The sequence below is a fragment of the Actinomadura sp. 6K520 genome (assembly GCF_004349245.1).
Lineage (GTDB): Bacteria > Actinomycetota > Actinomycetes > Streptosporangiales > Streptosporangiaceae > Spirillospora.
In genome coordinates this window covers 19,545-42,609 of the sequence record NZ_SMLC01000017.1, presented here as the reverse complement: position 1 = coordinate 42,609, position 23,065 = coordinate 19,545, and the positions used below count along the sequence as shown (strand labels likewise).

General features: G+C 74.0%; 16 protein-coding genes. 12 read left to right on the top strand and 4 right to left on the bottom strand.

What is annotated here, in order from left to right; translation table 11 throughout:
• Positions 1-4: 4 nt before the first annotated feature.
• The 11 genes from E1289_RS07220 (at position 5) to E1289_RS07170 (ending at position 13,997) form a co-directional block, all read left to right on the top strand.
• Positions 5-1,093 carry an ABC transporter permease gene (locus E1289_RS07220; RefSeq protein ID WP_131976598.1) on the top strand — a complete coding sequence of 363 codons (1,089 nt, stop codon included), beginning with the start codon at positions 5-7 and terminating at the stop codon, positions 1,091-1,093.
• Complete coding sequence (locus tag E1289_RS07215) at positions 1,090-2,088, top strand: ABC transporter permease (RefSeq protein WP_131976596.1); 999 nt, start codon at positions 1,090-1,092, stop codon at positions 2,086-2,088. Before E1289_RS07220 ends, E1289_RS07215 begins: the two co-directional genes overlap by 4 nt.
• A gap of 47 nt (positions 2,089-2,135) precedes the next feature.
• The gene (gene rhaS / locus E1289_RS07210) at positions 2,136-3,233 is read left to right on the top strand and encodes a rhamnose ABC transporter substrate-binding protein (protein ID WP_131976594.1); all 1,098 of its coding nucleotides are present in this window, start codon (positions 2,136-2,138) and stop codon (positions 3,231-3,233) included.
• A 22-nt stretch (positions 3,234-3,255) separates the two neighbouring features.
• A complete protein-coding gene (locus tag E1289_RS07205; protein ID WP_131976592.1) occupies positions 3,256-3,591 on the top strand; it encodes an L-rhamnose mutarotase in 336 nt (111 codons plus the stop codon).
• 53 nt (positions 3,592-3,644) lie between these two features.
• Positions 3,645-4,859, top strand: coding sequence for an L-rhamnose isomerase (gene rhaI, locus E1289_RS07200; protein ID WP_131976590.1), 1,215 nt, complete (start codon positions 3,645-3,647; stop codon positions 4,857-4,859).
• A gap of 43 nt (positions 4,860-4,902) precedes the next feature.
• Entirely contained in the window at positions 4,903-8,145 is a 3,243-nt protein-coding gene (locus E1289_RS07195) for a family 78 glycoside hydrolase catalytic domain (RefSeq protein ID WP_131976588.1), read from the top strand.
• An 11-nt stretch (positions 8,146-8,156) separates the two neighbouring features.
• Positions 8,157-10,208 (top strand): bifunctional aldolase/short-chain dehydrogenase, encoded by a 2,052-nt coding sequence (locus E1289_RS07190; RefSeq protein ID WP_131976586.1) that lies wholly within the window; start codon positions 8,157-8,159, stop codon positions 10,206-10,208.
• 19 nt (positions 10,209-10,227) lie between these two features.
• Positions 10,228-11,658, top strand: coding sequence for an L-fucose/L-arabinose isomerase family protein (locus E1289_RS07185; RefSeq protein ID WP_131976584.1), 1,431 nt, complete (start codon positions 10,228-10,230; stop codon positions 11,656-11,658).
• An 83-nt stretch (positions 11,659-11,741) separates the two neighbouring features.
• Entirely contained in the window at positions 11,742-11,960 is a 219-nt protein-coding gene (locus E1289_RS07180) for a hypothetical protein (protein WP_131976582.1), read from the top strand.
• Between the two features lie 49 nt (positions 11,961-12,009).
• On the top strand, positions 12,010-12,936 hold the full coding sequence (locus E1289_RS07175) for a ribokinase (RefSeq protein WP_131976581.1): 927 nt from the start codon (positions 12,010-12,012) through the stop codon (positions 12,934-12,936).
• Between the two features lie 131 nt (positions 12,937-13,067).
• Positions 13,068-13,997: a Ppx/GppA phosphatase family protein gene (locus E1289_RS07170; RefSeq protein WP_131976579.1), complete on the top strand. Its 930-nt coding sequence runs from the start codon at positions 13,068-13,070 to the stop codon at positions 13,995-13,997.
• 28 nt (positions 13,998-14,025) lie between these two features.
• Here the strand turns inward: E1289_RS07170 and E1289_RS07165 are convergent, their stop codons facing one another.
• The 4 genes from E1289_RS07165 to E1289_RS38040 form a co-directional block, all read right to left on the bottom strand.
• Positions 14,026-16,179 (bottom strand): protein kinase, encoded by a 2,154-nt coding sequence (locus E1289_RS07165; protein ID WP_131976577.1) that lies wholly within the window; start codon positions 16,177-16,179, stop codon positions 14,026-14,028.
• Between the two features lie 125 nt (positions 16,180-16,304).
• Entirely contained in the window at positions 16,305-19,574 is a 3,270-nt protein-coding gene (locus E1289_RS07160) for an error-prone DNA polymerase (protein WP_131976575.1), read from the bottom strand.
• Positions 19,575-19,598: 24 nt separating this feature from the next.
• Positions 19,599-21,116 carry a DNA polymerase Y family protein gene (locus E1289_RS07155; RefSeq protein WP_131976573.1) on the bottom strand — a complete coding sequence of 506 codons (1,518 nt, stop codon included), beginning with the start codon at positions 21,114-21,116 and terminating at the stop codon, positions 19,599-19,601.
• Entirely contained in the window at positions 21,113-21,883 is a 771-nt protein-coding gene (locus E1289_RS38040) for a hypothetical protein (protein ID WP_165970378.1), read from the bottom strand. Before E1289_RS38040 ends, E1289_RS07155 begins: the two co-directional genes overlap by 4 nt.
• A gap of 143 nt (positions 21,884-22,026) precedes the next feature.
• Between E1289_RS38040 and mtnA the strand changes: the two genes are divergently transcribed.
• Positions 22,027-23,061: an S-methyl-5-thioribose-1-phosphate isomerase gene (gene mtnA / locus E1289_RS07150; protein WP_131976571.1), complete on the top strand. Its 1,035-nt coding sequence runs from the start codon at positions 22,027-22,029 to the stop codon at positions 23,059-23,061.
• Positions 23,062-23,065 lie beyond the last annotated feature (4 nt).

The window sequence follows — 23,065 nt, the reverse complement described above, 5'->3', positions numbered from 1 at the left end:
GCCGATGACCGTACTCACCCAGTCTCCGGCCCGGCCGGGATCGGGCGGCGCCGGCGGGGGCGGGCGCCGCCTGGTCGAACTCGTCCTGCGCGCCCGCGAGCTGAGCATCCTCGGCGCGCTGGTCGTGCTCGTCGTCGGCACCACGATCGCCAACCCGCGGTTCCTGTCGGGGCAGGGCGTGACGGACATCTTCCTCAACGCCTCGATCCTGGTGCTGCTCGCCGTCGGGCAGAGCGTGGTCGTCGTCACCCGCAACATCGACCTGTCGGTCGGTTCCGTCGTCGGGCTCGTCGCGTTCACCACCGGCAAGTTCGCCTCCGGCGGCGACCGGAACGTCGTGCTGGTGCTCGTGATCGGCGTCCTCATCGGGCTGGCGTGCGGGCTGGTGAACGGCCTGCTCGTCAGCTTCTGCCGGGTCCCGTCCCTCGTGGTCACCCTCGGCACGCTGTACGTGATCCAGGGGCTCGACTACCGCATCGCCCAGGGCGACCAGATCAGCGCGTCCGAACTGCCCGCGTCGGTGCTCGGCCTCGGCAGCGACGGCGTCCTCGGCATCCCCTACCTGCCGATCATCACCGTCGCCGTCATGCTGGCCGTGGGCTACTACCTGCGCTCCTACTCGTCCGGGCGCGAGTTCTACGCCATCGGCTCCAGCCCCGAGGCCGCGCTGCTCGCCGGCGTCCCGATCCGCCGCCGCATCCTCACCGCCTACCTGGTCAGCGGCGCGCTCGCGGGACTCGCCGGGGTGCTGTGGCTCGCCCGGTTCGGCACCGTCGTCGCGGACGCCGCGCACGGCTGGGAGCTGACGGTCGTCGCCGCGGTCGTGGTCGGCGGCGTCGCGATCACCGGCGGCGTCGGCACCGTGTACGGGGCCGCGCTCGGCGCGCTGCTGCTCACCACCATCGGCAGCGTGCTGGTGGTGCTCAAGGTCAACTCGTTCTGGCAGGAGGCGATCACCGGTGTCCTCCTGCTGCTGGCCATCAGCGTCGACCGGCTGCTGGCGCTCCGCGTCACCCGCGCGCTGAAACAGCGATCCCTTGAGTCGACCGTCCACCACGACGTGCCCGCGGCGGAAGGGAAGGACCGGTCATGACCCGGCTGGGACACCTGGTGCGGTGGGAGACCGCCATCACCGTGCTGCTGGTCGCGGTGTTCTTCGGCGGCGCCGGATTCTCGCCCGACTTCGCGAGCGACGGCAACCTGTCGTTCGCGCTGCTCGACCTCAGCGAGATCGCGCTGATCGCGCTGCCGATGACGCTGCTGGTCGTGTGCGGGCAGGTCGACCTGTCGGTCGCCTCCATCCTCGGCCTGTGCAGCGCGCTGACCGGCAAGATGTGGGACGGCGGCATGGCGATCGAGACGATCATCCCGCTGGTCCTCGCCGTCGGCGTCGTCTGCGGGCTCGTCAACGGGCTGCTCGTCACCAAGCTGGGACTGCCGTCCCTCGCCGTCACGATCGGCACGATGACCCTCTACCGGGGCCTCGCCTACGTGACGCTCGGCACCGGCGCCATCTCCCAGTTCCCGTCCACCTACACCGACCTCGCGACCTCGACCGTCCCCGGCACCCCGGTCCCGTACCCGGTCGCGCTGTTCGTGCTGCTCGCCATCGTCACCGGCGTCGTCCTGCACGCCACCGGCATCGGGCGGTCGCTGTTCGCGATCGGCGCGCAGGAGGACGCCGCCTACTTCGCCGGCATCCGCGTCAAGCGGATCAAGCTGCTCCTGTTCGTGGTGTCCGGCCTGGTCGCCGGGTTCGCCGGCATCGTCTACACGCTCCGCTACGGCAGCGCCCGCGCCGACAACGGCCTCGGGCTGGAACTCGCCGTCATCGCGGCGGTGCTGCTCGGCGGCGTCGACTTCGAGGGCGGCAAGGGCACCCTCGGCGGCGTCATCGCCGCGGTGCTGCTGATCGGCCTGCTCCGCAACCTGCTGATGCTCAACGACGTCTCCACCGAGGTCCAGTCGATCGTCACCGGCCTGCTGCTCATCATCAGCGTCCTCACGCCGCGGCTGATCGCCGTGGCGCGGGAGGCCCGCGGCAGACGCGGCGGCGCGAGATCCGCGCCCCCCGCCGCCGTTCCGTGACCCTCCACCCACCCCTGAAGCAAGACCCGGAATCGAAAGGCACCCAGATGACCACTCGTTCGCGCGCCCCGCGACGGCCGCTGGCCCGGCTGACGGCCACGGCGGCGGCGGGCGTCCTGGCCCTCGGCCTGGCCGCCTGCGGCGGAACCACCAAGGACTCCTCGTCCGCGTCCGGGGAGGGCACGTCGGGCGGCAACGCCACGGCGGACCCGAACGCGCCGATGAAGCAGGGCCTGAAGATCGCGTTCCTGCCGAAGCAGGTCAACAACCCCTACTCCACGATCGTCGACAACGCCGGCATCGCGGCGGCCAAGGAGTTCGGCGCGGAGGCCAAGGAGGTCGGCCCGTCCGACGCCTCGGCGTCCTCGCAGGTCTCCTACATCAACACGCTCATCCAGCAGCGGCACGACGCGATCCTCATCGCCGCCAACGACGCGAACGCGGTGTGCGGACCGCTCAAGCAGGCGATGTCCAAGGACATCAAGATCGTCGCCTACGACTCCGACACCAACCCCGACTGCCGGGACGTGTTCATCAACCAGGCGTCCTCCGAGGACATCGGCCGCAGCCAGGTCAAGCTGCTCGCCGACCAGATCGGCGCCGAGGGCGAGATCGCGATCCTGTCGGCGACCGCGAACGCCACGAACCAGAACACGTGGATCAAGTTCATGCAGGACGAGCTGAAGAAGCCCGAGTACTCGAAGATGAAGCTCGTCAAGGTGGCCTACGGCGACGACGACGACCAGAAGTCGTTCCAGCAGACGCAGGGCCTGCTGCAGGCGTACCCGAACCTCAAGGGCATCATCTCGCCGACCACGGTCGGCATCGCCGCCGCGGCCCGCTACATCTCGGGCTCGCAGTACAAGGGCGAGGTCGCGCTGACCGGCCTCGGCACGCCGAACCAGATGCGCAAGTTCGTCAAGGACGGCACGGTCGAGAAGTTCGCGCTGTGGGACCCGGCGAACCTCGGCTACCTCGCGGGATACGCGGCGGGCGCCCTGGCGTCCGGCCAGATCACCGGCGAGCAGGGCCAGAAGTTCAAGGCCGGCAAGCTCGGCGAGCGCACCATCGGCGCCGACGGGGAGATCGTCCTCGGCCCGCCGACGGTCTTCGAGAAGAAGAACATCGACGACTACGACTTCTGAGCCACCCGGAAGTTCCGAGCACATGGACGACTCTTCGCGCCGGAAGCGGATCTGCTTCCTGCTGAAGGTCAGGCAGGACCGCCTGGAGGAGTACAAGCTGCGCCACCAGGCGGTCTGGCCCGACATGCGGGCGGCCCTCCGCGAATCCGGATGGCACAACTACTCGCTGTTCCTGCGCGAGGACGGCCTCCTCGTCGGCTACCTGGAGACCGACGACTTCGAGGCCGCGCAGGAGCGGATGGCCCGCACCGAGGTCAACGCGCGGTGGCAGGCCGAGATGGCGCCGTACTTCGAGGACCTCGACGGCCGCCCCGACGAGGGGATGCGGCCGCTCCCCGAGGTCTTCCACCTGGACTAACCCTTCCGGGGGGTCTGGGGGTCGTCCCCCAGAGAGACTGAAAGAGGCAATTTGTGAACGACACCAGCGCGGTGAAGGACGCCCTGCGCCGCCAGCAGATCGAGACTCCCTCGTGGGCGTACGGGAACTCGGGGACCCGGTTCAAGGTCTTCGCCCAGCAGGGCGTGCCGCGCACCCCGCAGGAGAAGATCGACGACGCCGCGCAGGTGCACCGCTTCACGGGCGTCGCGCCCAGGGTGGCCGTGCACATCCCCTGGGACAAGGTCGACGACTACGCCGCGCTCTCCGCGCACGCCGAGGAGAAGGGGGTGCGGATCGGCGCCGTCAACACCAACGTCTTCCAGGACGACGACTACATGCTCGGCAGCGTCACCAACCCCGACCCCGCCGTCCGCCGCAAGGCCCTGGACCACCTGCTCGAAGCCGTCGACATCATGGACATGACGGGTTCGCGCGACCTCAAGCTGTGGTTCTCGGACGGCACGAACTACCCGGGGCAGGACGACATCCGCGCCCGCCAGGACCGGATGGCCGAGGCCCTCGCCGCCGTCTACCAGCGGCTCGGCGACGACCAGCGGTTCCTGCTGGAGTACAAGCTGTTCGAGCCCGCGTTCTACATGACCGACGTGCCCGACTGGGGCGCCTCCTACGCGCACTGCCTGAAGCTCGGCCCGAAGGCGCAGGTCGTCGTGGACACCGGGCACCACGCCCCCGGCACGAACATCGAGTTCATCGTCGCGTTCCTGCTGCGGGAGGGGAAGCTCGGCGGGTTCGACTTCAACTCCCGCTTCTACGCCGACGACGACCTGATGGTCGGCGCCGCCGACCCGTTCCAGCTTTTCCGGATCATGTACGAGGTCGTGCGCGGCGGCGGCTACGACGCCTACACCGGTGGAGGGGCGACCCCCCACGCCCCCCGGCAAGAGCATGGGGACACCGGCGTGGCGTTCATGCTCGACCAGTGCCACAACATCGAGCCGAAGATCCAGGGCCAGATCCGCTCGGTGATGAACGTCCAGGAGGCCACCGCGAAGGCGCTGCTGGTGGACCGGGAGGCGCTCTCGGCCGCGCAGTCGTCGGGTGACGTGCTCGAAGCCAACGCGGTGTTCATGGACGCCTACAACACCGACGTCCGCCCGCTGCTGGCGGAACTGCGCGAGGAGATGGGCCTGGACCCGGACCCGGTCGCCGCCTACAAGGCGTCCGGCTACTACGAGCGCGTCGTCGAGGAACGCAAGGACGGACAGGCCGCCGGCTGGGGCGCCTGACCACGATCGCGGCCGGAGCAGGCCGAGAAGGAGCACGCTGAGGATGCCCCCCACCTCGAAACGCCGTTGGACCGCCGCCGCCGTCTCCGCCGGGCTCGTCGTCTCCCTCGCCGCACCCGCGCACGCGCGGGAAGGGGCGGAGCTGCGGGTCGCCGGGCTGGAGACCGAACACGCCACCACCCCGATCGCCGTGTCCGCCCCGAAGCCCCGGTTCGGCTGGCTGCTGACCTCCGAGGAGCGCGGCCAGCGGCAGAGCGCCTACCGCATCTCCGTCGCCACCGCCGACGGGGACCGCAGGGTCTGGGACTCCGGACCCGTGTCCGGGGCCAGCTCCTACGACGTCCGTTACGGCGGGCCCGCGCTCAAGCCCGCCACCCGCTACACCTGGCGGGTCAAGGTCGCCGACGCCGAAGGCGACTGGACGCGCTGGAGCGAGGAGACCTGGTTCGAGACCGCGCTCGCCGGGGACGGCTGGCGCGGCTCGTGGATCGGCGCCCCCGGCGACGCCGCGTCCAGCCCCGACCTCGCCGGCACCAGCTGGATCTGGTACCCCGAGGGAGACCCGGCGGCCGAGGCGCCCGCCGCGACGCGCTACTTCCGCGGGACGTTCGACCTGGCGTCGGTTCCCGACGGCGCCCGCCTGGTCATGACCGCCGACGACGGCTTCACCGCCTGGGTGAACGGAGCCGAGGCCGGGGGACGCGACCCCGACCCGGCGCAGGAGAACTGGAAGCGGCCCATCGTGGTCGACGTGACCTCGAAGCTTCGCGAGGGCCGCAACGTCATCGCCGTCGAGGCCGCCAACGGCAGGCCGAGCCCCGCCGGGCTCCTCGGACGGCTGGAACTGCCCGGCCAGGACCCCGAGCGGTTCGACACCGGTGCGGACTGGCGTTCGGCGAACGAGGAGCCGGCCGGCGACTGGCGGGCCGCCGGCTTCGACGACGTCGGCTGGGCGAAGGCGAAGGTGCTGACGGCCTGGGGCGGCGCCCCCTGGGGCGAGGTGAGGCCCGAGAAGCCCACTCTTCCGGAACCGCTCCTGCGCCGCGACTTCACCGTCCCCGGCAAGAAGGTCGCCAAGGCGCGGCTGTACGCGGCGGCGGCCGGTTACGTCGAGCTGTCCCTGAACGGCAGGCGCGTCGGGGACGAGGTACTGCAACCCGGCTTCGTCCGCTACGACAAACGCGTCCAGTACGTCACCCGCGACGTGACCCGGATGCTGCGGCAAGGGGACAACGTGATCGGGGCGCGGCTCGGCCGCGGCTTCTACGGCATGACCCAGGAGAACGTGTGGAAGTGGCACGACACCCCCTGGACCGCCGAGCCCCGGCTCCTGGCGCAGCTCATCGTCACCTACCACGACGGCACCACCTCGACCGTCGCGACCGACGGCCGGTGGCGGCACGCCGAGGGGCCGGTGCGCTACGACTCCCTCTACGGCGGCGAGACCTACGACGCCCGGGAAGAGAAGCCCGGCTGGGACCGCCCCGGCTTCGACGCCTCCGCCTGGAAGCAGGCCGCGACCCTCGGGGCCCCGGCGGCCGCGGTCGTACCCGAGGAACACGAGCCGATCAGGGTCACCCGGACCCTCCGCCCCGTCGCGGTCACCAACCCCAAGCCGGGCGTCCACGTCTTCAAGATGCCGCACAACACCGCCGGCTGGGCCCGTCTCCGTGTCCGCGGCCCCGAGGGCACGAAGATCAGCCTCAAGTACGGTGAGCGGCTCCACTCCGACGGCACCGTCCAGGCGGGCAACGGACTGGTCACCGGACGCTTCCAGACCGACGAGTACATTCTGGCCGGACGCGGGAGGACCGAGACCTGGGAGTCCCGCTACAGCTACAAGGGGTTCCAGTACGTCCAGGTGACCGGGTGGCCGGGGGAGCCGCCCGCCGTCGGCGACCTCGACGGCCGCGAGGTGCACAGCGACCTGCGTTCGGCGGGCGCGTTCCGCAGCTCCAACCCGCTGTTCAACACGGTCGAGAAGATCACCCGGCAGACCGTGCTCAACAACTGGCACGGCATCCCCACCGACACCCCGATGTACGAGAAGAACGGCTGGACGGGCGACGCCCAGCTCATGGCCGAGATGGAGATGGACCGGTACGACCTGCGCCGCCTGTTCGCCAAGTGGATGACCGATCACCGCGACAGCCAGGGTCCCGGCGGGCTCGTCCCGGCGATCGTTCCCGACAACGGCTGGGGCCTCGGCTCCTACGGCCAGGCGCCGCCGTGGCACGCCTCGTTCACCGAGATCCCCTGGCAGATGTACCGGCGGTACGGGGACCGGGACGTGCTCTCCGCCAACTACCCCGCGATGAGCGCCTACCTCGACGGCTGGCTCGGCCGCGCGGACGGCGAGGGGCTGTACCCGAGCAGCCTGAACGACTACCTCGCACCCGGGTACGGCGGCAACACCCCCGAGGACGCGCGCCTGCACGGCACCGCCTACACGTACTCGAACACGCTCATCGTCGCGAACGTGGCGGAGGTCCTCGGCCGTGCGGACGACGCCGGCCGCTACCGGGCCACCGCCGCCCGGATCAGGGACGCGTTCAACAAGGCGTTCCTGCGCGGGGACGCCTACGTCACTTCGACCGACCCCGGGTACCGGCAGACCTCGGCGCTGATCGCGCTCGCCCTCGGCCTGGTGCCGCAGGAGTCGCAGAAGGCCGTCACCGACCGGTTGGTACGCGACGTGGAGGAGCGCGGCGACCACCTCAACACCGGCGCGCTCGGCACCAAGTACCTGCTGACCGAGCTGACCGCACGCGGCCACGGCGACCTCGCCTACCGGGTCGCCGACCAGCGCACCTACCCGAGCTGGGGCTACTGGGTCGACAACGGCGCCACCACGCTGTGGGAGCGCTGGGACCTCGACGCCCGGTCCCGCGGCCACGTGTTCCTCGGCGGCGCCGTCGGCGAGTGGTACACCGAGGATCTCGCCGGGATCGAGCCCGCCGCGCCCGGCTTCGACCGCGTCAGGATCGCACCGCAGCCGCTGGGCGACCTGACCTCGGTGAACGCCTCGACCCCCACCCCGCACGGCCCGGTCTCGGTCCGCTGGAAGCGGTCCGGCTCCGGATTCGCCCTCGACGTGACCGTCCCGGTCGGCGCCACCGCCGAGATCGAGCTGCCCGCCGCGGCCGTGGAACGCGTGACCGAGAGCGGGCGGGCCGTGACCTCCGCCGAGGGCGTGCGCGTCACCGGCGCCGGACAGGGCGCCAACGGGGACGTCGTCCGGCTGGAGGCCGCCTCCGGTACCTACCGATTCCACGCACGCACGTGAGGAGACCATCCATGACCGCCACTCCACCCGAGGTGGAGCAGCTGCTGGCACGGGCCAACACCCTCGGCTCGGACCCGCGCAACACCAACTACGCGGGCGGCAACGCCTCGGCCAAGGGCACCGTCACCGACCCCGTGACGGCCCGCGACGTCGAGCTGATGTGGGTGAAGGGCTCCGGCGGCGACCTCGGCACCCTCACCGAGCAGGGCCTGGCCGTCCTGCGGCTCGACCGGATGCGCGCCCTGGTGGACGTGTACCCGGGCGTCGAGCGCGAGGACGAGATGGTCGCCGCGTTCGACTACTGCCTGCACGGCAGGGGCGGCGCGGCGCCGTCGATCGACACCGCCATGCACGGCCTGGTCGACGCCCCGCACGTCGACCACCTGCACCCCGACTCCGGCATCGCGATCGCGACGGCGGCGGACGGGGAGGAGCTCACCCGGCGGATCTTCGGCGACCGGGTCGCGTGGGTGCCGTGGCGGCGTCCCGGATTCCAGCTCGGCCTGGACATCGCCGAGATCAAGAGGGCGAACCCGCAGGCGATCGGCGTGATCCTCGGCGGGCACGGCATCACCGCCTGGGGCGAAACCAGCGAGGAGTGCGGGGACAACTCCCTCGACATCATCCGCACCGCCGAGGCGTACATCGCCGAGCACGGGAAGCCCGACCCGTTCGGCGATGTCGTCCACCGGACGCTGCCGGAGGAGGAGCGGCGCGCCCGCGCCGCCGCGCTGTTCCCGCTGCTCCGGGGGCTGGCGTCCACCGACCGGCCACAGGTCGGGCACTTCACCGACAGCGGGACCGTGCTCGACTTCGTCTCCCGCGCCGAGCATCCGCGGCTCGCCGCGCTCGGCACGTCCTGCCCGGACCACTTCCTGCGCACCAAGGTCCGCCCGATGGTGCTGGACCTGCCGCCGGACGCGCCGCTGGACGACGTCCGGGCCCGCCTCAGGGAACTCCACGCCGCCTACCGCGAGGAGTACGCGGCCTACTACGAGCGGCACGCCGCCCCGGGCTCGCCGCCGATGCGCGGCGCGGACCCGGCGATCGTCCTCGTGCCCGGCGTCGGCATGTTCAGCTTCGGCGCGAACAAGCAGACCGCCCGGGTCGCGGGCGAGTTCTACGTCAACGCGATCAACGTGATGCGCGGCGCGGAGGCCCTGTCCGCCTACGCGCCGATCGACGAGGCGGAGAAGTTCCGCATCGAGTACTGGGAACTGGAGGAGGCGAAGCTCCGCCGGATGCCCCGGCCGAAGCCGCTCGCCACGCGGGTCGCGCTGGTCACCGGCGGCGGCTCGGGCATCGGCGCGGCCACGGCCCGCCGCCTGGCCGCCGAGGGCGCCTGCGTCGTCGTCGCCGACCGGGACGCCGCGGCCGCCGGGAAGGTCGCCGCCGAGATCGGCGCCGGTGCGCTCCGCCCCTCGGACGCCGCCGTCGCCGTCGGCGCCGACGTCACGTCCGAAGATGAAATCGCCGCGGCCGTCCGCGACGCGGTCCTCGCCTTCGGCGGCGTCGACCTCGTCGTCAACAACGCCGGGTTGTCGATCTCGAAGCCGCTGCTGGAGACGACGGCGGCCGACTGGGACCTGCAGCACGACGTCATGGCGCGCGGCTCGTTCCTGGTCTCCCGCGAGACCGCCCGCGTCATGATCGACCAGGGGATGGGGGGCGACATCGTCTACATCTCGTCCAAGAACGGGGTGTTCGCCGGGCCGAACAACGTCGCCTACGGCGCCACCAAGGCCGACCAGGCCCACCAGGTCCGGCTGCTGGCCGCCGAACTGGGCGGGCACGGCATCCGCGTCAACGGCGTCAACCCCGACGGGGTGGTCCGCGGATCCGGCATCTTCGCCGGTGGATGGGGCGCCGAGCGCGCCGCCGTGTACGGCGTCGAGGAGGAGAGGCTCGGCGAGTTCTACGCGCAGCGGACGCTGCTGAAGCGCGAGGTGCTGCCCGAGCACGTCGCCGCCGCCGTCTTCGCCCTCACCGGCGGGGACCTGACCCACACCACCGGACTGCACATCCCCGTGGACGCCGGCGTCGCCGCCGCGTTCCTGCGCTGACGGGACCGACAGGAGGATGATGACGGACAACGCACTGCGGCCCGTGACCGGCCACCCGGTCAAGGTCGGCCTGGTGGCCGGCGGGCTGGGCGCCTACTGGCCCCAGTTCCCCGACCTGCTGCCGCAGCTCCGGCGGTCCGCCGAGCGGGTCTCGGAACGGATGCGCGGGCTGGGCGCCGAGGTCGTCGACGCCGGGTTCGTCTCCGACGCGCAGGAGGGCGCGGCGGCCGCCGAGAAGCTCCGCGCGGCGGGCTGCGACATCATCGTCGGCTTCCTCACCACCTACATGACCGCGTCCATGCTGGTCCCCGTCGCGCAGCGGGCGGACGCCCCGGTCCTGCTGATCAACCTGCAGCCGGCCGAGTCGATGGACCACGCCGCCTTCGACACCGGGCAGTGGCTCGCCTACTGCGGCGCCTGCCCGCTGCCGGAGATGGCGAACGCGTTCGAGCGCCACGGCGTCCCGTTCCGCTCGGTCTCCGGGTATCTGGAGGACGAGCGGGCCTGGACGAAGATCGGCCGGTGGGTCCGGGCCGCCGGGGTGCGGGCCGCGCTGCGCCGCGGCAGGCACGGTCTGATGGGGCACCTGTACCCGGGCATGCTGGACGTCTCCACCGACCTGACGCTCGTCAGCGCCAACTTCGGCGGGCACGTCGAGGTGCTGGAGTTCGACGACCTGCGCGTCCGGGTGGAGCAGGTCACCGGCGCCGAGACCGCGGCGAAGAAGGCCGAGGCGGAGAAGATCTTCGAGCTGGACCCGTCCGTCAACGACGACGACCTGACCTGGGCGGCCCGCGTCGCGGCCGGCCTCGACAGGCTCGTGGCGGACTTCGGGCTCGACAGCCTCGCCTACTACCACCGGGGCCTGGACGGCGAGATCCACGAGCGGCTCGGCGCCGGGATGATCCTCGGCGCGTCGCTGCTGACCGCCCGCGGGATCCCGGCGGCCGGCGAGTACGAGCTGCGCACGTCCCTCGCCATGCTGATCGCCGACCGGCTCGGCGCGGGCGGCTCGTTCACCGAGCTGCAGGCCCTGGACTTCCACCGCGGCCACGTCGAGATGGGCCACGACGGGCCCGCCCACCTCGCGATCAGCGCCCGCCGCCCGCTGCTGCGCGGCCTCGGCGTCTACCACGGCAAGCGCGGCTACGGCGTGTCCGTCGAGTTCGACGTCGAGCACGGCCCCGTCACCGCGTTCGGGATCATCCAGCGCCGCGACGGCCGGTTCGCGTTCGCCGCGTCCGAGGGCGAGACCGTGGACGGGCCCCTGCTGCGGATCGGGAACACCACGTCCCGCGTCGACTTCGGCTGCGACCCCGGCGAGTGGACCGACGCGTGGAGCGCCACCGGGATCTCCCACCACTGGGCCCTCGGCACCGGCCACCGCGTCGCCGATCTGAAGGCCCTCGCCGACCTCCTGGAGATCGAGCTCGTCGAGGTGAGCCCCTGACCGCTGCCATTACCTGTTTCGAGAGGCGGGCCCGGCAAGACCCACCTACGTCACGGATCGTGACTTGATGTAACTTTCTGTGCATGGGGGAGGGGGCGGGGAGCTGGACCGGGCCCGGCGGGTTGCGGGTGCGGGCCGTGCGGCTGAGCGGTGCGCACCGGGTGCTGGCCGAGCGCGCCGGCGTGCTGGGGCACAGCGCGTTCCTGGTGACGCGGAACGGGGCGCTCGTCGGGCGCGGCTACTACCCGTCCGTGGAGAGCCTGGCGGAGGTGGTCGACCTGGCCGAGCTGCACACCCGGTGACCGCCTCCGGGTTGCGCCGGAGGGCCCGGCGCGTGTAGTCGGTTGTCCCGTGAACGAAGAACGCTCGCGGAGCTGGGAAGTCGTCGTCGTCGGTTCGGTCAACGCGGACCTGGTGGTCGGCGTCGACCGCAGGCCCGCACCGGGGGAGACCGTGCTCGGCTCCGACCTTGCCACCCACCCCGGCGGCAAGGGTGCCAACCAGGCCGTGGCGGCGGCGCGGCTCGGCGGGCGGGTCGGCATCGTCGGGCGGATCGGCGACGACGGGCACGGCGAGTTGCTGCGCGGCGCGCTCGCCGCGGCCGGCGTGGACCTCGGCCGGCTCACGGTCACCGAGGGCACCCCGAGCGGGGTGGCGCTGATCACGCTCGGGCCGGACGGCGACAACAGCATCATCGTCTCGCCCGGCGCCAACGCCCGGCTCGCCCCGGACGACATCGCCGCGGCCCGCGACATGATCACCGGCGCGTCCGTCGTGTCGTGCCAGCTGGAGGTGCCGCTGCCCGCCGTGGAGGCCGCCGCCCGCGCCGCCGCCGAGGCGGGCGGGCGGGTCGTGCTCAACCTGTCGCCGCCCGCCCCCGTCCCGGACGGGCTGCTCGGCCGCTGCGACCCCCTCGTGGTCAACGAGCACGAGGCCGCCTACCTGCTGGGCGGTGCGCGCGAGCGCGCGGAGGAGACGGCGGAGGCGCTCGTCCGGTCCGGGGCGCGGTCGGCCGTCGTCACGCTCGGCGCGGCGGGGGTCGTGGTCGCGGACGGCGACGGAACGGCGGCCATCCCGTCGCCGAAGGCGGAGGCCGTCGACACGACCGGCGCGGGCGACGCGTTCACCGCCGCGCTCTGCCTGCGGCTCGCCCGCGGCGACACGCTGCGGGACGCCGCCCGCTACGCGACCCGCGTGGGCGCCGCCGCCGTCCGCAAGAGGGGCGCGCAGAGCTCCTACCCGAGGCCGGACGAGCTGCCCGAACCGCCGCCGCGCTGACCCGCCGGGGTCCGCGCGGCGGTGACAGTGGTGTGACCCGGCCCCCGCCTCACGTGCGGAAACATCCGGGCCGCGGGGGTTTCGCCCTGGTCATCCCGAATCCGGGGAAAGCCGTCCGATAGTTTTCTTCCATGCGACTCGGCGTGCTGGACGTGGGCTCGAACACCGTGCACCTGCTGGTGGTGGACGCCCACCGGGGAGCCCGGCCCCTCCCGGCGTACTCCCACAAGGCGGATCTGCGGCTCGCCGACCACCTGGACGACGCGGACCGCCTGACCGGGGAGGGCGAGGCGCTCCTGCGCGACTTCGTCGACGAGGCGCTGCGGGTCGCCGAGGACAAGGGCGTCGAGGACCTCCTCGCGTTCGCCACCTCCGCCGTGCGCGACGCCGCCAACGGCGAGGAGGTCCTCGCCCGGATCCGCGCGGACAAGGGGATCGGCATCCGGGCGCTGTCGGGCGAGGAGGAGGCGCGGCTGACGTTCCTCGCCGCGCGCCGCTGGTTCGGCTGGTCGTCGGGGCGGCTGCTCGTGGTGGACATCGGCGGCGGCTCCCTGGAGGTCGCGTCGGGGATCGACGAGGAGCCGGACGTGGCGTTCTCGCTGCCCCTCGGCGCGGGCCGGCTCACCCGCACCCGCTTCTCCGCGGATCCGCCGCACCCGGACGAGGTCCGCGAACTGCGCCGGGACGTCCGGACGGAGATCGCCCGCCGGGTCGGCGACGTCGCCAGGTACGGGGCGGCCGACCACGCGGTCGCCACGTCCAAGACCTTCAAGCAGCTCGCCCGGATCGGCGGCGCCGCCCCCACGGCCGACGGGCCCCTCCAGCGGCGCGTGCTGGCCGCCACCGACCTGACCGAGTGGGCCGAGAAGCTCGCGCCGATGCCGTCCGCGGAGCGCGCCGGGCTGCCGGGCGTCTCCGAGCGGCGCGCCCAGCAACTGCTCGCCGGCGCGATCGTCGCCGACGCCGCGATGGACCTGTTCGGGCTCGGCGAGCTGGAGGTCTGCCCGTGGGCGCTGCGCGAGGGCGTGATCCTGCGCCGCCTCGACACCATCACCGGCTGACCCGCCCGGAACGTGCGGCCCCGCGGCGCTACATCCAGCTCGGGTGGCCGAACGTGCGGCCCTCCGGGGTGAGAACCCGGTCGCCGGTGCCGTCCGCCCGGACGGCGTGGACCACCGGGTCGGCGAGGGACCCGCGCACGTAGCAGAGCCAGCGCCCGTCGGCGGACCACGCCGGGTCCATGTCGTCCTGCCCGCCGGTGGTCACGGCGCGCGCCCCGGACCCGTCGGCGTTCATGACCCAGATCGAGCTGTGCTCCGGCGAGCCCCGGGTGAAGGCGATCTTCGATCCGTCCGGGGACCATTCGGGGTCCACCGAGCGCACGCCGTCCTCGGTCAGCCGCGTCCACGCCGACCCCGGGCGCCCCGGGTCGAGGGTGTAGATCTGCTCGGTGCCGTCCCGCTTGCTCCAGAACACGAGCTTCTTCGTGGCCGACCACATCGGGTCGTCCTTGACCGAGTCGTCGTCGGTGAGCTGCGTGACCTCCCGCCCGTCCAGGGCGACGGTGAAGATCTGGCGGGTGTCGCCGTCCCTGCCCATGTAGGCCAGCCGGGTGCCGTCCGGGGACCAGGCCACCCGCCCGCCCGCGATGTCGGTGACCTTCCGCGCGCCGCTCCCGTCGGCGTTCATCACCCACGCCTCGCTCTTGCCGCCGCCCGTCCGGGTGAACGCGATGCGCGCGCCGTCCGGCGACGGCTCGGGCAGCATCTCGCACCGGTCGCCGCCGACGAGCGTGGTGGCGGACGCCTCGCCCGGCTTGAAGAGGCCGATGTCGGCGTGGCACGTCTTCGGCCAGCCCGGCTCGGTGTCCAGCCGCACGAGCAGCGGCTCGGACGGGAACGCCGCCGGCCCGGTCCGCCGCTCCGGCTCGTCCGACGGCCGGGTGAAGTAGTAGAGGCCCCCGGCCACCGCCCCGGCGACGAGCACCCCCACGAGCGTCGAAGCGATGAGCGTGGTGCGCCGGGACGGCCCGTCCCGGCGGGCCTGCCCGCCGGTCACCGGGGGGAGGACGGGCGGCGGCACGGCGAACTGCCGCTCGGTGGGCGGCACGCCGGGCGGTTCGGTTCGCGGCCCGGGCCGTGGCTCTGTCCGTGGCTCGGCCCGGGACTCGGCCCGGGGCTCGGGGGCGGGCTGCTCCAGCGGCCACTCCGGCGCCAGCCGGGTCACCGGCGCGGGAGCCGGGACGCCGGGCGCCTTGACTTGCGGGGCCCTGGCTTCCGGGGCCTCGGCCTCCGGGGGCCCGGCAGCCGCGGGTGGTCCGGCTGCGGGGGAGCCGGCGTCGCGGGAGGTGACGGCCGGGTCGTCCGGCGGGGCCGTCCACGTCTCGCCGAGTTCCGTCGTCACCGCGGCCTCGCCGGCGCCGCCGACCAGGCCGAGCAGCAGGTCGCGGGCGCTCGGCCGGCGCTCGGGCTCCTTGCGCAGCGCGGACCCGACCAGTCCCGCCAGCGCGGGCGGCAGGTCCCCGATCTCCGGCTCGGCGTGCACGGCGCGGGCGGCCAGGATCTGGAACGAGCCCTGCCCGAACGGGTTGTGCCCGCTCGCCGCGAACGCCACCAGGCACCCCCACGCGAACACGTCCACGGCCGGGGTGACCTGCTGGGTCGTGATCTGCTCGGGGGCGATCCAGCCGGGGGTGCCGACGACCTGGCCGGTCCGGGTGTGCGCGGACGCCACGTCCAGCGCCCGCGCGATCCCGAAGTCGATCACGCGCGGCCCGGAAATGGACAGCAGCACGTTGCTGGGCTTGAGGTCGCGGTGCACCAGCCCGGCGCTGTGGATGGCGACGAGCGCGGCGGCCACCCCGACCGCGACGCCGTGCAGCATCCCGGGGGAGAGGGGACCGTTCTCGGTGACGTGCTCCAGCAGGGACGGGCCGTCGATGTACTCGGTGACCATGTAGGCGAGGCCGAGGTCGTCGCCGTGCTCCAGGACCTGCGCGGTGCAGAACGACGCGACGCGCTGCGCGTTGGCGGCCTCGTCGTGGAAGCGGGCCAGGAACGTCCGGTCGTCGGCCAGCGCGGACCGCACGACCTTCACCGCGACCTGGCGCCCGCCGGGGTCGCGGCCGAGGTACACCGCGCCCATCCCGCCCTCGCCGATCTTGGCCTCGATCCGGTACCGGCCGATCCGCGTGGGGTCCTCGGGGCGCAGTTCGCGCAGAGAAGACGCTCGCGGGCCGTCCATGCCGTCCACCTTCCGCCCACGAGCCGCGTCTTGGCGGCCGCCGACGCGGCGGCACGCGGCCCCAACTTTTCCTTACGATGTCAGAGGACGGCCCAAGGTTCTAGCGCGTGCCCGGTGGATACGGATCAGTGGAAGTTCCTGGCCCGGACGCGGCCGGGCACCGGCAGGCGGCGCAGGCGGGTGGCGCGGACGCTGGTGACGCCGTCCGTGCGTTCCAGCCGCCCGCTGACCAGCAGCGCCTGCGAGTCGACGGCGAGGCCGCGGTGCCGCCGGAACACCTGTGGCGGGCACACCACGTTGATGATGCCGGTCTCGTCCTCCAGCGTCATGAACACGATGCCGCCGGCGGTCGGCGGGCGCTGCCGGTGGGTGACGAGCCCGGCGACGACGACGTTGGTCTCGCCCGGTGTCCCGGCGAGCCGCCTGGACGACAGCGCGCCCAGCTCGTCCAGCGCCTCCCGGACGTGCGCCACCGGGTGGGTGCGGGAGACGCCCGTCGCCCACAGGTCGGCGAGTGTCTCCTCGATCGGCGTCATCGCGGGCAGCGGGGGAGCGGCCGCGCCCGGCGTCACCCCTTCGAGCCGCCCCGGGCCGGAACCCGCCAGCGCGCCCGCCGCCCACAGCGCCGCACGCCGGGACAGGCCGAACCGGTCGAACGCGCCCGCCGTCGCCAGGGCCTCCAGTGCCCCGGCCGACAGGGGCACCCGCCGGGCGAGGTCCTCCATGCTCGTGTAGGGGCGGCCCGCCGCGATCGCCTCCGCCGACTCCTCGCCCAGGTTGCGGATGCCGGCGAAACCGAGCCGGATCGCGGGCTGCGGCTCGGCGGGCGCGTGCGGATGGCCGGAGTCGACCGGTATCGGCTCCTCCAGCGTCGGGTGGACGCCGCTCGCGTTGATGTCCACGCCCCTGACCACGACGCCGTGGTGCCGGGCGTCCGCCAGGAGGCTCTGCGAGCTGTAGAACCCCATCGGCTGGTTCCGGACCAGGGCGGCGGTGAACGCGGCCGGGTAGTGCCTCTTGAGGTAGGCGCTCGCGTAGACCAGGTGCGCGAAGCTCTGCGCGTGCGACTCGGGGAAGCCGAAGCCGGTGAAGCCGAGGATCTTCTCGTACACGCTCTCCGCGACGTCGGCGGGGATGCCGCGCTCCGCCATCCCGTCCAGCAGCCTCCGTCGCAGCCGCTCGACGCGCTCGGGCGCGCGCTTGGCGCCCATCGCCTGCCGGAGCCGGTCGGACTCGGCCGGCGTGAACCCGGCGCAGTCCACGGCGAGCTGCATCATCTGCTCCTGGAACAGCGGCACGCCCAGCGTCCGCGACAGGGCAGGCTCCATCAGCGGATGCGGGCAGCTCGCGGGCTCCATGCCCTTGCGGCGCCGTAGGTACGGGTGGACGGAACCGCCCTGGATCGGCCCGGGCCGGATCAGCGCCACCTCCACCACCAGGTCGTAGAACTCGCGGGGCTTCAGCCGCGGCAGCGTGGCCATCTGCGCCCGCGACTCCACCTGGAAGACCCCGACGGTGTCGGCGTCGCACAGCATGTCGTACACGAGCGGGTCGTCCGGCGGGACGGACTGCAGGTCGTACCGCCGCCCGTGATGCCCGGCCACGAGGTCGAAGCAGTCGTGCAGCGCCGCGAGCATGCCGAGGCCGAGCAGGTCGAACTTCACCAGCCCCGCCGCCGCGCAGTCGTCCTTGTCCCACTGCAGGACGCTGCGGCCCGGCATCGTCGCCCACTCGATCGGGCAGATCTCCCCGACGGGCCGGTCGGCGATCACCATGCCGCCGGAGTGGATGCCGAGGTGGCGGGGCAGCGCCAGCATCCGGTTCGCCAGCTCCATGACCGGCGCGGGGACGTCGCTCTCCGCGCCGACCGGGTCGCGCGGGTCGACGCCCTTCGACCAGGCGTCCTGCTGGCCGGGGGAGAACCCGAGCGCGCGTGCCGCGTCCCGCACGGCCATCCGCGGCCGGTAGGTGATGACGTTCGCGACCTGGGCGGTGCACTCGCGCCCGTACTTCCCGTAGACGTACTGGATGGCCTCCTCGCGGCGGCGGTGCTCGATGTCCAGGTCGATGTCGGGCGGCCCGTCCCGGCCCGGCGACAGGAACCGCTCGAACAGCAGCCCGTGCCGGACGGCGTCGACCCCGGTGATGCCGAGCGCGTAGCAGACCGCCGAGTTCGCCGCCGACCCCCGGCCCTGGCACAGGATGCCCCGGCCGCGGCAGAACTCCACGATGTCGTGCACGATCAGGAAGTAGCCGGGGAAACCGAGCTGCTCGATGACGTCCAGCTCCCTGGCGATCTGCTCGTGCGCGCCGGACACCCGTTCCCGCTCCGGCGGCCCGTACCGCTTGAGCGCGCCCTCCCGCACCAGGTGGCGCAGCCAGCTCGCCTCGGTGTGCCCGTCCGGGACGGGCCAGTCCGGCAGGCGGGGCGCGACGACGCCGAAGCCGAACCGGCACTCCCTGCCGAGCGCGGCGGTCCGTTCCAGGACGCCGGGGAACCGCGCCAGCCTCCGCGCCATCTCGGCGCCGCTCCGGATATGCGCCGTGCCGCCCGCCGGGAGCCAGCCCGCCATGTCGTCGAGGCCGCGGCGGGCGCGGACGGCCGCCATCGCCTGCGCCAGCCGCGCGTCGGCGCCCGGCGCCGCGAAGTGCACGTTGTTCGACGCCACCGCGCCGCACCCGACCCGCGCGGCCAGCTCGAACAGGGCGTCGTTGCGGTGGTCGTCGTCCGGCTGGTCGTGGTCGATCAGCTCGACGAACACGTTCTCCCGCCCGAACATGCCGGTCAGGTTCCGCAGCTCCCGCTCCGCCGCGTCCGGCCCGCCCGCCGCCAGCGCCGCCGGCACCGGGCCCTTCCGGCAGCCGGTCAGCACGGCCCAGTGCCCGTCGTGGGCGCCGGCGAGCGCGGCCGGGTCGTACACGGGACGGCCCTTCCGCCCGCCCGCGAGCTGCGCGGACGTGATCGCCGAGCAGAGCCGCGCGTACCCGGGGGCGCCCCGCGCGAGCACCAGCAGATGCCGTCCGCCCGGGTCGGGCGCACCGGTTCGCGGCCCGGGCAGGCCGAGGCCCAGCTCGGCGCCGAACACCGTCCCGATGCCGGCCTCGGCCGCGGCCTGCGCGAACTGCACCGCCCCGTACATGCCGTCGTGGTCGGTGATCGCCATCGTCTCCACGCCGAGCCGCGCCGCCTCCGCGACCAGCGAGCCGGGGTCGCTGGCGCCGTCGAGGAAGCTGAACGACGAATGGCAGTGCAGCTCCGCCCACGGCACGTCCCCGGTCTCGCGGCGGGGCGGCGGGGGCGCCTCCGGCGGCTCCGCCGCCCGCTGCCTGGAGGGCCGCCACGACAGCCGTTCCTCGAACTCCCGCCACGGGATCGGCGGGTTGTGCCACCCCATCAGCCGCCACCGCTCCGGTGAGACCTAGTCATAGACGGCCTCCACGTGCCACCGGCCGCCCTCGACGGCGAGCAGGTAGGCGGCGCCGTCGTCCGTGGTGACCTGGAACCTCGCGCGGCGCCGCGCCCGGCCGGGGTCCCACCAGCGCTCGTCGGCGGGCCACGGGCCCGTCCACCCGGTGACCGCGGCGGGACGGCCCCCGACGGTGAGCGTGGCGGGCGGCGCGGACACCTCGCACCGCGCCGACACCACCACGGCGCCGCCCGACGCGTCGAGCAGCTCGGCGCCCGGCGGCGCCACCGGCACGACCGCCGGGGCCGGCGCCCCGACCCGGCCCGGCCACGGCCCCTCCGGCAGGTCGGCCGGGGCCAGATCGCCCACCGGCACCCGGACGACCTGCTCGCCCGGCCCGCGCCCGCCGACCAGCATCGGGCGGGTGATCCCCCGGTGGCCCAGCAGCGCCTGGACGCGGTCGGCGGCCCGCGCGATCCGGTCGGTGACGGTGGTGCGGCCCCAGAGCGCCTCCTGCCGCCCCTCGTCCGGGACGAGCTGGTCGGGAACCAGCTCCAGCCACGTCACCCCGCCCCACACGTGCTCGGCCTGGGCGCCCCGCGGCTGCCACGCCGACAGCTGCCACCTGACCCGCTCGGCCACCGCCAGCGCAGACAGGCCGTCATGGCGCCACAGCCGTCGCAGCACGTGGCCGTCCGCGAACCCGGCCGCGACCTCCAGCCGGACGCAGGCCAGCCCGCCCGCCGCGAGCCCCTCGTGCAGCTCGGTGGCGAGCCGCTTCGCCCCGAACACGACCCGCTCGGCCTGCTCGGCGGGCGGCTCGAACGCGGCGCGCACCGACAGGTCGGCGGCGGCGCGGACGGGCGCGAGCGGGCGCGGCTCCTCGCCCCTGGCCAGCCGGTGCGCGAGCGTCCCGTCCGCTCCGAACCGCCCGGCGACGTCCCCGGACGGCAGCGCCGCGAAGTCCCCCAGGGTCTTGACGCCGAGGCGCCGCAGCAGATCGGCGAGCTCCGGCCGGTCCAGCACCGACAGCGGGTACGGCGCGAGGAACGCCGCCGCGCCGCCCTCCGGCACCACGACGCCGCCCTGCCCGGCCCGCGCGGCCAGCTCCGCGGCGAACAGCCCGTCCGAGACGCCGGCCCCGCAGTCGTACCCGGCCTCCACGACCGTGTCCTGGACGAGGACGCGCAGCGCCTCCTCGCCCCCGTAGAACCGCGCCGGGCCCCGCGCGGGCAGCGCGCACAGCCCCGGCCGCACCACCTCGACGCGCGGTGTGAGCTCCGCGACAGCCCCGGCGACCGTCTCGAACAGCCGCCCCTCCGCGTCGCGGTCGCGTTCCCGCACCACCAGCTCCGGGCACCGCCGCTGCGCGTCCCGCAGCCGCTGGCCCCGCCGCACCCCCTCGGCCCGTGCCGCCGCCGTGCAGGCCGCCACCTGGCCCTTCTCCACCACCGCCCCGGCGGCGGACGCGTCCACCCCCACCGCCGTGGCCGGCCAGTCCGGGCACCACACGACCAGGACCCGCGTCACGCGATTCCCTCCTCGACCGGCACGCGCACTCGCGGCGGGACACCGGACGGCGCCCGGTGGACGGGTCCGCCGTTCGCGACGGGCTCGGGGACGAGCTCCAGCGGTGGCCGGACCGTCTCGTCCGGTGTGACGGTGCCGTCCGGGGCGGGGAGCCAGACACGGGCCCGGCGGCCCGGGCCGGGGGCGTCGCGGCCCTCGGCGACGACCTCGGCGCGGCGGCCGGTGAGTCGGCCGTGGCCGTCGGCGAGACCGTCCCAGACCCCGCCCTCCAGGCGCAGCCGGAGGCGCGTGCCCGCCCAGTCGCCGGCGAACGCGCCGGTCAGCGTGAGGACGCACCCGTGCTTGCGGGCCAGCGCCGACAGGCGGCGGACCGCCGCGGCGCCGGGACGCTCCGGAGGGCACAGCAGGATCAGGTCCACGGCCTCGCAGAGCGCGGCGACCACGTCCGGCCAGCGCTCGCCCGGCTCGTCGACGAGGAGGAGCCGCTCCGGTGCGGCCCCCATGCCGGCCGCGGCGGCCACGCCGAACTCCGGGACGCCGACGACACCGCACCAGCCGCCGGTGCCGTCCTCGCCGCCGTGCCGGGACACGCCCGCGACGAGGGCGAGACCGAGGGACGCTGCGCCGGGCCCCCGCAGCCCCACGACCGACCCCGGGCGCAGCCCGCCGGGGACGGCGGGCCTGAGCGCGGGCAGCACGGGCAGCGTGTCCCCCGCACCGGGCGGCACCGTGTCCCGCACCAGCTCCCGCAGCACCGCCTCCGGCACGGTCGCCCTCCCTTCATCCCTCCGCACAATTTCGAACACGAGTTCGACCTGTGTCAAGTTCTCGCAGGTCACAGAGCGCGACGATGGGCCCGTGATCCCCGGTGGCGTAGGGGATGGCGGCTTTTCGCGGGCATCATGGCGGTATGACGAGCGATGTGCGGACCATCGAATGGACCGGCGACGGGCTGCGGCTGCTGGACCAGACCGTCCTGCCCGGAAGGGTCGAGTACCTCGTGGCCCGCGATGTCGGCACGCTGGTCGACGCGATCCGCCGGCTGGTCGTGCGCGGCGCCCCCGCGCTGGGCGTGGCGGGCGCGTTCGGCGTCGCCATCGCCGTCCGCCAGGCCGCGCGGGAGGGCTGGGACGACGCCGCACGCGACACCGCGATCGCCCGCATCCGGGAGGCGCGCCCGACCGCGGTCAACCTGTCCGCGGGCGTCGACCGCGTGCTGCCGTTCGTCGCCGCGGGGGCGGGCGCGGTGGCGGCAGAGGCGCAGGCGCTGCTGGACGAGGACGTCCGCGGCAACCGCGCCATCGGAGCGTTCGGCGCCGACTGGATTCTCGGCCGCACCGGGGACCGGCCCCTGCGCGTCCTCACCCACTGCAACGCCGGCGCCCTCGCCACGGCCGGCTGGGGGACGGCCCTCGGCGTCGTCCGCGAACTGCACCAGCGGGGACGCGTGGCGCTCGTCTACGCCGACGAGACGCGCCCGCTCCTCCAGGGCGCCCGCCTCACCGCGTGGGAACTCGAACAGGCGGGTGTCCCGTGCGTCGTGCAGGCGGACGGCGCGGCGCCGAGCACGATCCTGCGCGGCCTGGCGGACGTGGCCGTCATCGGCGCCGACCGCGTCGCCGCCAACGGCGACACCGCCAACAAGATCGGCTCGGTCGGCGTGGCGCTGGCCTGCGCGGCGGCCGGCGTCCCCTTCGTCGTCGCGGCGCCGTGGAGCACCGTCGACCTGGCCGTCCCGGACGGCGGCGGCATCCCCATCGAGGAACGCGCCGAAGAGGAGATCCTGACCTGGGGCGGGGTGAAGACCGCCCCGGACGGCGTGGGCGCGTTCAATCCGGCCTTCGACGTCACGCCCGCTCATCTCGTGACCGCGCTGGTCACCGAGACGGGCGTGCTGGAGGTCTCCGCGGGAGTGACGCCGCGTCACCCCCATCGGCCATCATGAGGGT